14 protein-coding genes are annotated in these 13,934 nt (G+C 73.1%); 9 read left to right on the top strand and 5 right to left on the bottom strand.

Annotated features, from left to right (window positions below):
• Positions 1 to 37: 37 nt before the first annotated feature.
• The 3 genes from AB0L29_RS03650 to otsB all read left to right on the top strand — a co-directional run bounded on the left by AB0L29_RS03650 (position 38) and on the right by otsB (position 3,491).
• Positions 38 to 982, top strand: a complete 945-nt coding sequence (locus tag AB0L29_RS03650; protein ID WP_365822920.1) for a glucosyl-3-phosphoglycerate synthase — start codon at positions 38 to 40, stop codon at positions 980 to 982.
• Between the two features lie 72 nt (positions 983 to 1,054).
• Positions 1,055 to 2,458, top strand: a complete 1,404-nt coding sequence (locus AB0L29_RS03645; protein ID WP_365822918.1) for a trehalose-6-phosphate synthase — start codon at positions 1,055 to 1,057, stop codon at positions 2,456 to 2,458.
• A gap of 163 nt (positions 2,459 to 2,621) precedes the next feature.
• Positions 2,622 to 3,491: a trehalose-phosphatase gene (gene otsB, locus AB0L29_RS03640; RefSeq protein ID WP_365822916.1), complete on the top strand. Its 870-nt coding sequence runs from the start codon at positions 2,622 to 2,624 to the stop codon at positions 3,489 to 3,491.
• A 7-nt stretch (positions 3,492 to 3,498) separates the two neighbouring features.
• On the opposite strand, the gene AB0L29_RS03635 is transcribed toward otsB, so the two are convergent.
• Together AB0L29_RS03635 and AB0L29_RS03630 are read right to left on the bottom strand one after the other, a co-directional pair.
• A complete protein-coding gene (locus AB0L29_RS03635; protein ID WP_365823421.1) occupies positions 3,499 to 3,804 on the bottom strand; it encodes a DUF3263 domain-containing protein in 306 nt (101 codons plus the stop codon).
• A gap of 58 nt (positions 3,805 to 3,862) precedes the next feature.
• The gene (locus AB0L29_RS03630; protein WP_365822914.1) at positions 3,863 to 5,146 is read right to left on the bottom strand and encodes an extracellular solute-binding protein; all 1,284 of its coding nucleotides are present in this window, start codon (positions 5,144 to 5,146) and stop codon (positions 3,863 to 3,865) included.
• Between the two features lie 107 nt (positions 5,147 to 5,253).
• Here AB0L29_RS03630 and AB0L29_RS03625 point away from each other — a divergent pair, with 107 nt between their 5' ends.
• The 4 genes from AB0L29_RS03625 to AB0L29_RS03610 all read left to right on the top strand — a co-directional run bounded on the left by AB0L29_RS03625 (position 5,254) and on the right by AB0L29_RS03610 (position 8,856).
• Complete coding sequence (locus AB0L29_RS03625) at positions 5,254 to 6,195, top strand: ROK family protein (RefSeq protein WP_365822912.1); 942 nt, start codon at positions 5,254 to 5,256, stop codon at positions 6,193 to 6,195.
• Positions 6,195 to 7,340 carry an N-acetylglucosamine-6-phosphate deacetylase gene (nagA, locus tag AB0L29_RS03620; RefSeq protein ID WP_365822910.1) on the top strand — a complete coding sequence of 382 codons (1,146 nt, stop codon included), beginning with the start codon at positions 6,195 to 6,197 and terminating at the stop codon, positions 7,338 to 7,340. Before AB0L29_RS03625 ends, nagA begins: the two co-directional genes overlap by 1 nt.
• Before the next feature lie 118 nt (positions 7,341 to 7,458).
• On the top strand, positions 7,459 to 8,376 hold the full coding sequence (locus AB0L29_RS03615; protein ID WP_365822908.1) for a 1-phosphofructokinase family hexose kinase: 918 nt from the start codon (positions 7,459 to 7,461) through the stop codon (positions 8,374 to 8,376).
• Positions 8,377 to 8,508: 132 nt separating this feature from the next.
• Positions 8,509 to 8,856, top strand: a complete 348-nt coding sequence (locus AB0L29_RS03610) for a peptidase inhibitor family I36 protein (protein ID WP_365822906.1) — start codon at positions 8,509 to 8,511, stop codon at positions 8,854 to 8,856.
• A 78-nt stretch (positions 8,857 to 8,934) separates the two neighbouring features.
• On the opposite strand, the gene AB0L29_RS03605 is transcribed toward AB0L29_RS03610, so the two are convergent.
• A complete protein-coding gene (locus tag AB0L29_RS03605) occupies positions 8,935 to 9,873 on the bottom strand; it encodes a carbohydrate-binding protein (protein ID WP_365822904.1) in 939 nt (312 codons plus the stop codon).
• 119 nt (positions 9,874 to 9,992) lie between these two features.
• Positions 9,993 to 11,654, bottom strand: coding sequence for a diguanylate cyclase CdgB (cdgB, locus tag AB0L29_RS03600; RefSeq protein ID WP_365822902.1), 1,662 nt, complete (start codon positions 11,652 to 11,654; stop codon positions 9,993 to 9,995).
• Between the two features lie 461 nt (positions 11,655 to 12,115).
• Here cdgB and AB0L29_RS03595 point away from each other — a divergent pair, with 461 nt between their 5' ends.
• Together AB0L29_RS03595 and AB0L29_RS03590 are read left to right on the top strand one after the other, a co-directional pair.
• Positions 12,116 to 12,607 (top strand): flavin reductase family protein, encoded by a 492-nt coding sequence (locus AB0L29_RS03595; RefSeq protein ID WP_365823419.1) that lies wholly within the window; start codon positions 12,116 to 12,118, stop codon positions 12,605 to 12,607.
• 118 nt (positions 12,608 to 12,725) lie between these two features.
• Positions 12,726 to 13,211: a GNAT family N-acetyltransferase gene (locus AB0L29_RS03590; RefSeq protein ID WP_365822900.1), complete on the top strand. Its 486-nt coding sequence runs from the start codon at positions 12,726 to 12,728 to the stop codon at positions 13,209 to 13,211.
• 243 nt (positions 13,212 to 13,454) lie between these two features.
• Here the strand turns inward: AB0L29_RS03590 and arfB are convergent, their stop codons facing one another.
• Complete coding sequence (gene arfB / locus AB0L29_RS03585; RefSeq protein WP_365822898.1) at positions 13,455 to 13,892, bottom strand: alternative ribosome rescue aminoacyl-tRNA hydrolase ArfB; 438 nt, start codon at positions 13,890 to 13,892, stop codon at positions 13,455 to 13,457.
• Positions 13,893 to 13,934 lie beyond the last annotated feature (42 nt).

Below are 13,934 nucleotides of genomic sequence, written 5' to 3'. Positions count from 1 at the left end.
AAGATCCCGTGATCCGAACAGTGAGGAGCCGCAGACCGTGCTGGAAGAAGTCGAGCGCTGGCTGAGCACCCGCTCCTGGTCCGTCACCGACCGGCCGCTCCACCAGATCCTCGCCGCGAAACGCGCCACGGGCCAGTCGGTCAGCGTCGTGCTGCCCGCGCTCAACGAGGAGGAGACGGTCGGCGACATCGTCGCCGCCATCCGTCACGACCTCGTGCAGCAGGTCCCGCTCGTCGACGAGCTCGTCGTGGTCGACTCGGGGTCCACGGACCGCACGTCCGAGGTGGCCGCCGCCGCGGGCGCGACGGTGGTGCACCGGGACGCGATCCTGCCGCGCCTGCCGGCGGTCCCCGGCAAGGGGGAGGTGCTGTGGCGCTCCCTGCTGGCCACGACCGGGGACGTCGTCTGCTTCGTCGACGCCGACCTGAGGGAGTTCTCCTCCGACTTCGTCTCCGGGATCGTGGGCCCGCTGCTCACCGACCCGGACGTCGACCTGGTGAAGGCCATGTACGACCGCCCGCTGGGCGGCGCGGCCGGGCAGGGCGGCCGGGTCACCGAGCTGATGGCCCGGCCGCTGCTGAACATGCACTGGCCGCAGCTGGCCGGCTTCGTGCAGCCGCTCGGCGGCGAGTACGCGGCCCGCCGCTCCCTGCTGGAACGGCTGCCGTTCCCCGTCGGCTACGGCGTGGAGCTCGGCATGCTGGTCGACGCCCTGCACCTGGTGGGCCTGGACGCCCTCGCCCAGGTCGACGTGGGCGTGCGCAGGCACCGGCACCAGGACGGGCAGGCGCTCGGCCGGATGGCCGCCGCGATCTACCGCACGGCCCAGCTCCGCCTCGCCCGGGGCCACCTGATCCGGCCCTCCCTCACCCAGTTCGAGCGGGGCGAGGACGGTTTTGAGCCGAGGACCTACTCCGTGGACACCGAGGAGCGGCCGCCGATGGCGGAGATAGCCGAGTACCGGGCGCGCAGGGCCGCCTGACCGGATGTGTTTCCGGTCGCGTACGGCCGGTCCGTACGTTTGAGCGGGCGGGGCGTGGCTAGGTTGAGGCGTATGGCTTCAACGTACGGTGCTGCGCAGGTACTGGTGGCCTCCAACCGTGGCCCGGTCTCCTACGAGGTGCGCGAGGACGGTTCGCTGCACCCCAGGCGGGGCGGCGGGGGGCTGGTGTCCGGGCTGTCGGCGATCGGCCCGGACGCGGGCGCGCTGTGGGTGTGCTCGGCGCTGTCCGACGGCGACCGGGAGGCGGTCCGGCGGGGCGTGGGCGAGGACGGCGTGCGGATGCTGGACGTCCCCGCCGACGTGCACGCCGACGCGTACAACGGCATCGCCAACTCCGTGCTGTGGTTCGTGCACCACATGCTGTACCAGACGCCGCTGGAGCCGGTTTTCGACGCGGAGTTCCGGCGGCAGTGGACGTCCTACGAGCGCTACAACCGGGCCTTCGCCGAGGCGCTGGCCGAGGAGGCGGCGCCGGGCGCGGCGGTGGTCGTGCAGGACTACCACCTGACGCTGGTGCCGGGCATGCTCCGCGAGCTGCGCCCGGACGTGCGCATCGGCCACTTCTCGCACACGCCGTGGGCGCCGCCGGAGTACTTCCGGATGCTGCCCGACGACATCGCCGGCCAGGTGCTGCGCGGCATGCTGGGCGCCGACCGGCTCGGCTTCCTCACCCGCCGCTGGGCGGACGCGTTCACCGCGTGCTGCGAGCAGTTCGCGGGCGGGCTCGGGGGCACCCGGGTGGGCGTGCACGGCCTCGGGGCCGACGGGGACTTCCTGCGCCGCCGCGCGCACGAGGCGGACGTCGAGGAGCGGATGGCGGCGCTGCGCGAGGAGATCGGCACCGCACCCGGCGGCGGCGCCCGCAGGACGATCGTCCGGGTCGACCGCACCGAGCTGTCCAAGAACATCGTGCGCGGCCTGCTGGCCTACCGGCAGCTGCTCCACTCGCACGCCGAGTGGCGCGAGCGCGTGGTGCACGTCGCCTTCGCCTACCCCTCGCGGCAGGACCTCGCCGTGTACCGGGACTACACGGCCGAGGTGCGGCGTCTGGCGCAGGAGATCAACGAGGAGTACGGGACGCCGGACTGGAAGCCGGTCGTCCTGCACGTCGAGGACGACTTCGCCCGCTCCCTGGCGGCGTACCGGCTGGCCGACGTGGCCCTGGTCAACCCCGTCCGGGACGGCATGAACCTGGTCGCCAAGGAGGTCCCGGTGGTCTCCGACGCGGGCTGCGCGCTGGTGCTCTCGCGTGAGGCGGGCGCGCACGAGGAGCTCGGCGAGGACGCGCTCACCGTCAATCCTTACGACGTGACCGGCACCGCCCGCGCCCTGCACGAGGCGCTGTCGATGCGCCCGGAGGAACGGGCGGAGCGCACCAAGCGCCTGGCCGCGGCGGCCACGGCGCTGCCGCCCGGCCGGTGGTTCCTGGACCAGCTGGAGGCGCTGACGCGCTGACGCGCGGATGCGCGGACGGCTGGCCCCGGGTGGAGGGACCGGCCCGGCGGCCGGTGCCGTCCCCGGCCGGTGCCGCGCGGCCGTGCTGTCCGCGCGGCACGGCCGTCCGCACCCCCCGCGCGCGGCCATGCGTGAGCCCGCGTCGCCTGGATAGGTTCGCCGTATGGGCAGCCATACGCACTTCACCGACCCGAACGCCAGCGCATCCCTGCCGACGCCCGCCACGCGGGCCGGGCGGGAGGGGCTGGACGCTCTTCTCGCGCGGCCGGGCAAGGCGCTGATCGGCCTCGACTTCGACGGCACGCTCGCGCCCATCGTGGCCGACCCCGAGCGGGCGCGGGCGCACCCGGACGCGGTGCCCGCGCTCGCCGCGCTCGCCCCGAAGGTGGCCGCCGTGGCGGTGGTCACCGGCCGGCCCGCCGGGGTCGCCGTGCGCAACGGCGGTTTCGCGGGCGTCCCCGGACTGGAGCACCTCGTCGTGCTCGGGCACTACGGCGCCGAGCGCTGGGACGCCGTCACCGGCACCGTCAGCGCCCCGGCCCCGCACCCCGGCGTCGCCGCCGTCCGCGCCGAGCTGCCGGGGTTCCTGGACCGGATCGGCGCCTGGCGGGGCACCTGGATCGAGGAGAAGGGCCGGGCGGTGGCCGTGCACACCCGCCGGGCCGCCGACCCGCAGGCCGCGTTCGAGGCGCTGCGCGAGCCCCTCACCGGCCTGGCCGCCCGGCACGGCCTGATCGTCGAGCCCGGCCGGATGGTCCTGGAACTGCGCCCGCCGGGCGTGGACAAGGGCGTCGCCCTCCTCGACCACGCCCGCGAGATCGGCGCCGAGTCGGTCCTGTACGCCGGAGACGACCTCGGCGACCTGCCCGCCTTCGCCGCCGTCGACAGGCTCCGCTCCGACGGCACCCCCGGCCTGCTGGTGTGCAGCGGCAGCGACGAGGTGGCCGAGCTGCGGGAGCGGGCGGACCTGGTGGTGGACGGGCCCGAGGGCGTCGTGCGCCTGCTGGCGGGGCTCGCGGCGCGGCTCGGCTGAGACGCGCTCAGCGTTCGGCGCGGCGGGCCTCCCGCACCCTGCGCAGCCGGTTCACCGTGACCGGGTCGAGGGCCAGGGCGCGGGGATCGTCGAGCAGCGCGTTGAGGAGCTGGTAGTAGCGCACGGGCGCCAGGCCCAGCTCCTCCCGTATCGCCCGCTCCTTCGCGCCGGGGCCGGGAAAGCCGCGGCGTTCGAGCGCGAGGATGTCCTGCTCCCTGCGGCCGAGCCGCTCCCGGTCGGTACCGGGGCCGGTGCCGGAATCCGCGACAGGGTCCGTGTCGGGGTCGGTGCCGGGGTCGGTGCCGGGGTCCATGTCGGGGTCCATGTCCGGCACGGTAGCCCCCGCCGCCGACAGCGGGGGCCGCCGGGGACTACTGCTGGGCGTTCTCCGCCCGCGTCGCCGCCGCCTGGATCTGGCCCAGGACGTCCGAAGGGCTGCCGCCGGGCGCGACCGCCCGGCCGATCCCCTCCTTGATCCGGGTGCTGACCTCCGCCCACGAGGTCTTGTCGACCGGGTAGAGCTCGGAGGACGGCAGCTCCTCGAGGAACGTCCTGAGGTGCCGGTCCCCCTCGGCGGCGGCCATCGTCTCGGACGCGGACGTGGTGACCGGCAGCAGGTCGTACCGGCGGGAGAAGTCGAGCACGTTCTTCTCGCTGTACACGAAGTCCAGGAAGTCGCCGATCTGCTCGCGGTGGCCGTTCTTCCGGAAGGCCGTCATCCAGTCGGCGACGCCGAGGGTGACCCGGCTCTCGCCCTCGATCCCCGGCGTGGGCACGATGCCGAACTTCACGCCCTTCTTGGCGGCGATGTCCATCAGCGAGGGATGCCCGTTGAGCATGCCGACGTCGCCGTCGGCGAAGGCGGCGAAGGCGTCGGCCCGGTTCAGCTTGCCGGGCGCGACCGGGCCGGTCAGGCCCTTGGCGACCAGCTCGTCCTTCAGCCAGGCGAAGGTCTGGACGTTCTGCGGGGAGTCGATGGCGTAGGTGCCGATGTCGTCGGTGTAGCCGCCCCCGCCGCTGAGCATCCACTGCAGGGTCTCGGCCTGCGCCTCCTCGGAGCCGAGCGGCAGGGCGTAGGGGTACTTCACGCCCTCGGCCTTGAGCGCCTTGGCGGCGGCGGCCAGCTCGTCCCACGTCTTGGGCGGGGTGATCCCGGCCTCGGCGAAGAGCGTCTTGTTGTAGAAGAGCACGCGCGTGGAGGAGGCGAAGGGCATGCCGTACTGCACGCCGTTGACCTCGCCCGCGCCGGACAGCTGGGAGACGAAGTCGGCCTGGACGGGTATGGAGAGCAGATCGTCGGCCTTGTAGAGCAGGTCCTTGGCCGCGTAGTCGGCGTACGCGCCGATCTGCGCCATGTCCGGCGGATTCCCGGCGGCGACCATCTCCTTGACCTCGCGGTCGACGTCGTTCCAGGAGTGGACGCTGACGTCGATCTTCACGCCGGGGTGCTCGGCCTCGTACTCCTCGACGAGACGGTCCCAGTACTTCTCGGAGCTGTTGGCCGCGCTGTCGCCGTAGTCGGCGGCGACCAGCTTCAGCGTCACGTCGTCCGAGGCACCGCCGAGACCGCAGCCCCCGAGGACCGCCGTCATGCCCAGTGCGGACACCACCGCGATCGTTCCTGTCGTACGCCGCTGCACTTTGTTGCCCCACATCTTGCCGTGCGAAATCCGTCGCGGAAACTTTCGAATCGTCGGACATAAGGTCTACACCACGCAAGTGGACTAGACCTCTTGTGGGTCCCCGGGTCACACTGTCCCCCGTGAGACATGTCATCGCCCTCGACGTGGGCGGCACCGGGATGAAGGCCGCCCTGGCGGGGCCGGGGGGCGAGCTGCTGCACCGGGCGCGCCGGGCCACCGGGCGCGAGCACGGAGCCGACGCCGTCGTCGCGGGCATCCTCGACTTCGCCGCCGAGCTGCGCGCCCACGGCGAGCGGCGCTTCGGCGAGCCCGCCGCCGCGGCCGGCGTCGCCGTCCCCGGCATCGTCGACGAGGCGCGGGGCACCGCCGTCTACGCGGCCAACCTCGGCTGGCACGAGGTACCCCTGCGCGACCTGCTGGCCGAGCGGCTGGACGCGCCGGTCGCCCTCGGCCACGACGTGCGCACCGGCGGACTCGCCGAGGGCCGGGTCGGCGCGGGCCGGGGCACCGACCGCTTCCTGTTCGTGGCCCTCGGCACCGGCATCGCGGGCGCCATCGGCGTCGACGGCCGGGTGGAGGCGGGCGCGCACGGTTTCGCGGGCGAGATCGGCCACATCGTCGTACGGCCCTCCGGCGCGCCCTGCCCGTGCGGGCAGCGCGGCTGCCTGGAGCGGTACGCCTCCGCGGCGGCGGTCGGCCAGGCCTGGGCCGCGGCGTGCGGGGACCCGGACGCGGACGCGGCCGGCTGCGCCGAGGCCGTCCGGGCGGGCGACCCGCGGGCCGCGGCCGTCTGGCAGGCGGCCGTCGACGCGCTCGCCGACGGGCTGGTCACCGCGCTCACCCTGCTGGACCCGCGCACCGTGATCATCGGTGGCGGGCTCGCCGAAGCCGGGGAAACGTTGTTCACACCGCTGCGGGAGGCCGTCCGGCGGCGGGTCACCTTCCAGAAACTGCCGTCCCTCCTCCCGGCGGCCCTCGGGGACACCGCCGGGTGCCTGGGCGCGGGACTGCTCGCCTGGGATCTCCTGCACGCCACCGACCGCTCGGAGGTAACCACCTGATGGCCCCCACCAAGGTTCTCGCCGGTGCCCGGGTGGTGCTGCCGGCCGGGATCGTCGCCGACGGCCGCGTGGTCGTCGAGGGCACCCGGATCGCCGAAGCGGCGCCGCCCGACGCCGAGGTCGTCGACCTGCGGGGTCACTGGCTGGTCCCCGGCTTCGTCGACCTGCACAACCACGGCGGCGGCGGGGCGTCCTTCACCTCCGGCACGGCCGAGGACGTCCTGAAGGGCATCCACACCCACCGCCTGCACGGCACCACCACCCTGGTCGCCTCGACCGTCACCGGCGACATGGACTTCCTCGCCCAGCAGGCGGGCCTGCTGAGCGAGCTGGCCGAACAGGGCGAGATCGCCGGCATCCACTTCGAGGGGCCGTTCATCTCCCCGTGCCGCAAGGGCGCGCACTCCGAGGAGCTGCTGCGCGCCCCGGACCCGGCGGAGGTCCGCAAGCTGATCGACGCGGCGCGCGGCCACGCGAAGATGGTGACCCTGGCCACCGAACTGCCGGGCGGCATCGACTCCGTCCGGCTGCTCGCCGAGCACGGCGTGATCGCGGCGATCGGCCACACGGACGCCACCTACGAGCAGACGGCCGAGGCGGTCGAGGCGGGCGCGACCGTCGCCACCCACCTCTTCAACGCGATGCCGCCCCTCGGCCACCGCTCCCCCGGCCCGATCGCCGCCCTCCTGGAGGACGAGCGGGTCACGGTCGAGCTGATCAACGACGGCACGCACCTGCACCCGGCCGCCCTGCGGCTGGCGTTCCACCACGCGGGCGCGCACCGGGTCGCCTTCATCACCGACGCGATGGACGCGGCCGGATTCGGCGACGGCCGCTACATGCTCGGCCCGCTGGAGGTGGAGGTCGCCGACGGCGTCGCCCGCCTGGTCGAGGGCGGCTCGATCGCGGGTTCGACCCTCACCCTGGACCGTGCCTTCAAGCGGGCGGTGACGGTCGACGGCCTGCCGGTCGAGGACGCGGTCGCGGCCCTGTCCGCCACCCCGGCCCGGCTGCTGGGCCTGTCCGACCGCATCGGCTCCCTGGAGCCCGGCAAGGACGCCGACCTGGTCGTGCTGGACGAGAACTTCGACCTCAAGGGCGTGATGCGCCGGGGCGCCTGGGTGGTCGATCCCCGCCTGGCCTGATCCGTGCCGTACTGCGAGACGGTGGCCGGCCGGAGGACTGGGCCGGCCGCCGCCTCTTTGGCATGATCGGGCTTCCGGAACATACGGCTAGCACATTCATCGGGGGAGGCCGGCCCAGGTGATCCTCACGGTCACGCTGAACACCGCTCTCGACGTCACCCACCACGTGAGGGCCCTGCGTCCGCACACCTCCCACCGCGTCTCCGAGGTGCGGGAGCGCCCCGGAGGCAAGGGCGTCAACGTGGCCCGGGTCCTGGCCGCCCTCGGGCACGAGGTGACGGTCACGGGCTTCGCGGGCGGTGCCACGGGACGTGTCGTCCAGGAGCGGCTGGCCGCCGTTCCCGGGCTGGTGGACGCGCTGGTCCCGGTGACCGGCGCGACCCGCCGCACCATCGCTGTCGTCGACGGGCGGACCGGCGACACGACCCGGTTCGACGAGCCGGGTCCGACCGTCACGCCCGCCGAGTGGTCGGCCTTCCAGGAGGTCTACGGGGACCTGCTGGCCGGCGCCTCGGCGGTGGCCCTGTGCGGCAGCCTGCCCCCGGGCGTGCCGGTGGGCGCGTACGCGGGGCTGGTGCGCTCGGCCCGGGCCGCCGGGGTCCCGGTCCTCCTGGACACCAGCGGCGAACCCCTGCGCCGGGGCGTCGCCGCCCGCCCCGACCTCATCAAGCCGAACGCCGACGAACTGGCCGAGCTGACCGGCTCCCACGAGCCGCTGCGCGCCACCCGGGACGCCCGCCGCCGGGGCGCCCACGCCGTGGTCGCCTCGTTCGGCGCCGACGGCCTGCTCGCCGCGACCCCCGAGGGCCATTGGCGCGCCACCCCGCCCGTCCGGGTCCGCGGCAACCCGGCCGGCGCCGGCGACTCGGCGGTGGCGGGCCTGCTGTCGGGCCTGGTGGAACACCTGCCCTGGCCGGACCGCCTGGCCCGCGCCGTCACGCTGTCAGCCGCGACGGTACTGGCGCCGACAGCGGGCGAGTTCGATCGGGCGACCTACGAGAAACTCATGACGCGAGTGTCGGTGACGGCGGCGTGAAAGCTTTGAAACCTTCGTCGGATATGCCCACCTAGCAGCTTGGCCAAGAAACACCCTTCCCCTCATGTCAGCCGGATGATCAGATAGTCACCCATTCGCTAAATCAATAGCGAGAGATAGAGGGAACCTCATATGAGCATGCTCAGGAAAATCCTGGCAACGGTGACTGTGACCGGCGCGTTGCTGGGCGGTGCCTTTGTTACACCGGCTGCGGCCGATCCCAATACCTGCCCGGAAGGGAAGGTTTGCGGATGGTCGGGGACGAACAGGACTGGAACCAGGACCGTCCTCTCCGTAACGCCCGGCTGCTATCCCTTCACCACTGCCCGGTCCGTCTCGAACCAGACGTCCTATCGCATAGAGTTCTGGCACATCACCACCGGCTGCGGCGCTGGCACCCGGCTAGTGACTCTGCAGCCGAACACCTACTCAGACAACACCGGTAGCACCGTTACGGGGATTGCGGTCTACGCGAGGTAGTACCGCGGCCCTCATACCGGTGGCCAAGCCGAGGTGTACCGACGGTGCTCCGCCCGTCACGGGCGGAGCACCGCGCTTTCATTCCAGCCATAGCTGGTCGAAGAGTGCATCGCACTGATTGCCCTCATTGCAGGCTATCTCGATGACATTGGTCCCCTTGTTTAGGGTCACCGGAGCCCATGTGGTCTGCCAGCCCTTCTCATAGTCTCCCTTCGGGGAGCCAATGAAGTTCTTCAAACCGAGTGGCTGACTGTTCGCTTTATTGTTCACCGACAGCGTCGCGTTGGCGTCGGCACCGGGAATGCTGTAACGCGCGTACAGCCGAAACTCTCCTGCCTTTTCAATACCGCTGACTGTCCAAGTCAGCTTGGCTCCGACATGGTTGAAGCCGCTCACGTAAATCCCACCGTCAGCTTTCGCGCCCTTCACGTCCGAGGCTAGGGAGGTCCCGCCGTCGAGGCGGAGTGCCTTCGCATCGATCTCGGGGAGCTCACCCGAAGCCGACACCGAGCTAGTGCTCGACGGGCTCGGCTCGGAGCTCTGGGACTGCGTCGGCGCGGCGCCGCCCGCCTGGTCGTCCGGCTTGTCCTCGTCGGAGCCGTTCATCATCGCGACGCCGATGCCGATCACGACCGCGGCGACCACCGCGATCGCGCCGATCAGCAGGCCCTTGGTGTTGGGGCCCCGGCCGCGGCCGCCGCCCGCGCCGCGGCCGTGCGACGGCTGCTGCTGGACGGCGGGGGCGCCGCCGGGCAGCGTCTCCGGTGCCGCGTAGTGCGCGTTCGGGCGGCCGTACGCGCCCTGCTGCTGCGACGCCTGGCCGTAGGCGGCCGTCTGGCCCGCCGGGGGCTGCTGGCCGTACTGGCGTGTGCCGACCGTGCGCACCCGGTTGACCGAGTGGGGGTAGCCGTAGCCACCGGACGGCGGCTGGGCTCCGTTGGCCTGTCCGTCGGCGTACAGATAGCCGAACGGGTCGTCGTCCTCGGGCGTGCTCGCGCCGTTGGTGCCGGGCGTCATCCCTTGGTCTCCTCAGTCAGGTGCGGTGCGGATGCGGTTGGGGTGGTGAGAGAGCGAGCCTACCCGCTCCACGTGACCCAAACGGGTGACTCAGACCGCATCGACTCGCTGACCTGCGGTTACCCCGCGCGTCTGTGCTGTTTGGGACGAGATCGTTTCTCGACGTACATCCGTTCGTCAGCGGACTTCAACACTTCGTCCGCGGTCATCCCGCAGTGCGCCCAGCCGATGCCGAAGCTCGCGCCCACCCGGACGGCCCGGCCCTCGGCCCGGATGGGCTGGATGATCTCGTTGCGCAGGCGGACCGCGAGGTCCTGGGCGTCGGCCCGGCCGAGCCCGTCGGCGAGGATCACGAACTCGTCGCCGCCGAGCCGGGCGACGGTGTCGCCGTCGCGCACGCCGTCGCTGAGCCGGCGGGCGACCTCGATGAGGACGGCGTCGCCCGCGTTGTGCCCGAACCGGTCGTTGATCGACTTGAAGCCGTCGAGGTCGCAGAAGAGGACGGCGAGGCCCTTGGTGCCGTCGTCGCGGTCGTCGGCGGGGGCGACGGTGTGCACGTGGTGGTCGTAGGCGTCGTAGGCCTCGACACCCGGCGGGAAGTCGAAGTCGTGCCCGATCGCGTCGAAGGCGGGCTGGCCGTACGCCGCGTCCAGCGACTCGGCCTCGGCGGGGTGCGGCGCGGCGGGGCGCCGGCAGAGCCGGGCGGAGAGCCGGGCGCGCAGCTCGGCGGAGTTGGGCAGGCCGGTGAGGGAGTCGTGGGAGGCGCGGTGGGCGAGCTGGAGCTCGCGGCGCTTGCGCTCCTCGATGTCCTCGACGTGGGTGAGCAGGAAGCGGGGGCCGTCGGCGGCGTCCGCGACGACGGAGTTGCGCAGCGACACCCAGACGTAGGTGCCGTCGCGGCGGCCCAGCCTGAGCTCGGCCCGTCCCCCCTCGGCGGAGGTGCGCAGCAGCGTGCCTATGTCCTCGGGGTGGACGAGGTCGGAGAAGGCGTAGCGGCGCATCGCGGAGGCGGGGCGGCCGAGCAGGCGGCACAGGGCGTCGTTGGTGCGCAGGATCCGGCCGTGCTGGTCGCCGCCCATCTCGGCGATGGCCATGCCGGAGGGGGCGTACTCGAAGGCCTGCCGGAAGCTCTCCTCGCTGGCGCGCAGCGCCTGCTGCTCGCGCTCCAGGCGGACCAGGGCGCGCTGCATGTTGGCGCGCAGCCGGGCGTTGCTGATCGCGATGGCGGCCTGGAAGGCGTACATCTGGAGCGCCTCGCGGCCCCACGCGCCGGGCCGGCGGCCGTTGCGCGGCCGGTCCACGGACAGCACGCCGACCAGTTCGCCGGACGAGCCGCCGCCCTGCGGGCCGGGCGCGTACATCGGGGCGAAGAGCCGGTCGGCCGGGTGCCACTCGTCCTCGAAGCGGGGCGCGGGACCGTCGGTGTACCACTGCGGGACGTCGTCGTCGTCGAGGACCCAGCCCTCGGTGTGGGGTATGAACACCAGGTCGCCCCAGTGTTCGCCCATGCTCAGGCGCCGCTCCCAGGACTCGCGGGAGCCGACCCGGCCCGTGATGAGGGCCTCGGCGGCGGGGTTCCCGGCGAAGGCGGCGACGACCAGGTCGCCGTCGGGGCGTACGAGGTTGACGCAGGCCAGCTCGTACCCGAGGGCCTTGACGACGCCGTCGGCGACGGTCTGCAGGGTGTCCGCCAGGCTGCGGGCCGTGTTCATGTCGGCCATGACCTGGTGCAGTTGTCGCAGGGACGCAAGACGGACGTAGGGCTCCGACTCGGTCTCCATGCTCGCCCTCCCCCCGAGACCTCGCAGCGAATCAAGGGTTCTCTTCGGCGCCTTTTCCGGGTGGTGCTCCGGCAGCTTCCCCGCCACTGAATCACAGCGCGCTGCCCACTCGGTACACAGGGTCAACAATTCTTGTCTCTTGTGACTCAAGTCACAGCGAAACGTGAACAATTAGGTGATGTTTCTGCGTTTTCCGGTGCGTTTACCGAACGCAATCTTTGTGGCGGTGTGCCCGTGAGCCCGCCGCCGACCCGCCGGTCCGCCGCCGGCCCGCCGTGGATCCGCCGCGAGTCCGCCGCGAGTCCTAGGCCCTCGCTCGGGCCGAGGTCCGATGCGGCGGCCGCGGGGCGGAGACTAGCGTTCCGGGTGTGCCGAACACCTCCCCCGCCCCTTCGCCGACGATCCCTTCGCCCGCCGCCGGGCATGCTGAGGGGGTGAGCAACGACGAGTTCCGCGCCGCGATGTCCCGGCTGGCCGCGGGCGTGGTCCTGGTGACCGCGCAGGAGCCGCCGCTCGACCCGGACGACCCCGGGGCACCCGACGGCGAGGACGTCGGCATGACGGCCACCGCGTTCATGTCGGTCTCGCTCGATCCGCCGCTGGCGCTGGTCAGCCTGCGCGAGGGCTCCCGCATGGACGAACTGCTCGCCGAGCAGCCCCTGTGGGCGGTCTCGGTCCTCTCCGAGAGCCAGCGGCACATCGCGGGCCGCTTCGCCATGAAGGGCCGGGTCAGCGACCGCCTGCTGTTCCGGGACATCCCGTACACCCGCGGCGAGCACACCGGCGCCCCGCTGGTGGGCGGCGCCCTGGCGACCGTGGAGTGCCGCACCGAGCAGCGGGTGACGGCCGGCGACCACACGCTGGTGATCGGCCGCGTGCTGACGGCCCGGGTGCCGAGCGCGGACGGCGGCCCGCTGACGTACTTCCGCGGCAGGTACCGGCAACTGGGCTGACCGCGGGGCCGCACCGGCGGCCGAGCGGGCACGGGCACGGCCGGCGGGGCCCGGTCGGCGACGGCGGGCATGCGGAACGCCGTGGCCGTGCGCCGGTCCTCCCGTCTAGGGTGCCCGCGTGACGACACCCGCGCCCCGCCTCGAGGCGATCACACCCGCCAACCTCGACGCCGCCCTCGGCATCCGGATCCGTCCCGACCAGGAGCACGCCGTCGAACCGGTCGTGCGGTCCCTCGCCGAGGCGTACGTCCACCCCGGTGTCGCCTGGCCCCGCCTGATCGTGGACGGCGACCGCCCGGTCGGCTTCCTCATGGCCTTCTTCGACATCGACTGGCACGGCGACGGCACCCTCGTCCGCTCCGGCCTGTGGCGGCTGAACATCGCGGCCGGGGAGCAGGGCAAGGGCTACGGCCGCTTCGCGGTGGAGTCGGTGGCCGCCGAGATCCGCCGCCGGGGCGGCACGCGGCTGTACGTCACCTGGCACCCCGGCCCCGACGGCCCCGAGGGCTTCTACCTGGGGCTCGGCGTCCGCCCGAACGGGGAGACGAGCGGAGGCCAGACGGTCGGCGTGCTGGACCTGCCGGCCGGGGTGCCGCAGCCCTAGGGTCCTCCCGGCTGGTCCCGGCTGGTCCCGGCTGGTCCCGGCTGGTCCCGGCTGGTCCCGGCTGGTCCCGGCGGGAGAAGGAGCGGCGTCCGGTGCGTGCTCCCGGTGCGCCGCATCGGTCGCACCCCCTCGTCGCGGTCCGTCACCGCTCACCCGGCGGACCGCGGATCGTGGGTCGCGGATCACGGACCGCGGGTCACGGGTCACGGGTCACGGATGTGACGGGCAGGGCGGTGACCGCTCCTACGTCCAGTCCCGCGCGGAGCGCCCCCGCTTGGTCTGGGAGCGCTGCTTCTTCTCCCGCAGCCGGCGCTCGTTGATGCCGCGCGGGATCCGGGTCGGCTTGCGGGGCCTGGGCGGTGGTGCGGTGGCCTCGGCGAGGAGCGCGGCCAGGCGCACGGCGGCGGTCTCGCGGTTGCGCCACTGGGAGCGGTGCTCGGAGGCCCGGACGGTGACGACCCCGTCGACCAGGCGCCCGGCCAGCCGCTCCAGCGCCCGCCGCTTCCACACCTCGGGCAGCGCCTCGGTGCGCGCGAGGTCGAACCGCAGCTCGACACTGGTGTCGCTGGTGTTGACGTGCTGCCCGCCGGGCCCCGACGACCGCGAGAAACGCCACATGAGCTCGGCCTCGGGCAGCGAGACCGAGCCGCGGATGACAGGGGGACCGGACATGCCGTCCATGTTCCCGGCTGTGACCGGTCCACGTCACCCGAATATCCCGCG

Source organism: Streptomyces sp. NPDC052701, from assembly GCF_040678355.1.
Classification (GTDB): Bacteria; Actinomycetota; Actinomycetes; order Streptomycetales; family Streptomycetaceae; genus Streptomyces.
The sequence above is the reverse complement of the archived record's forward strand: the minus strand, read 5'-3'. Positions and strand labels throughout refer to the sequence as shown.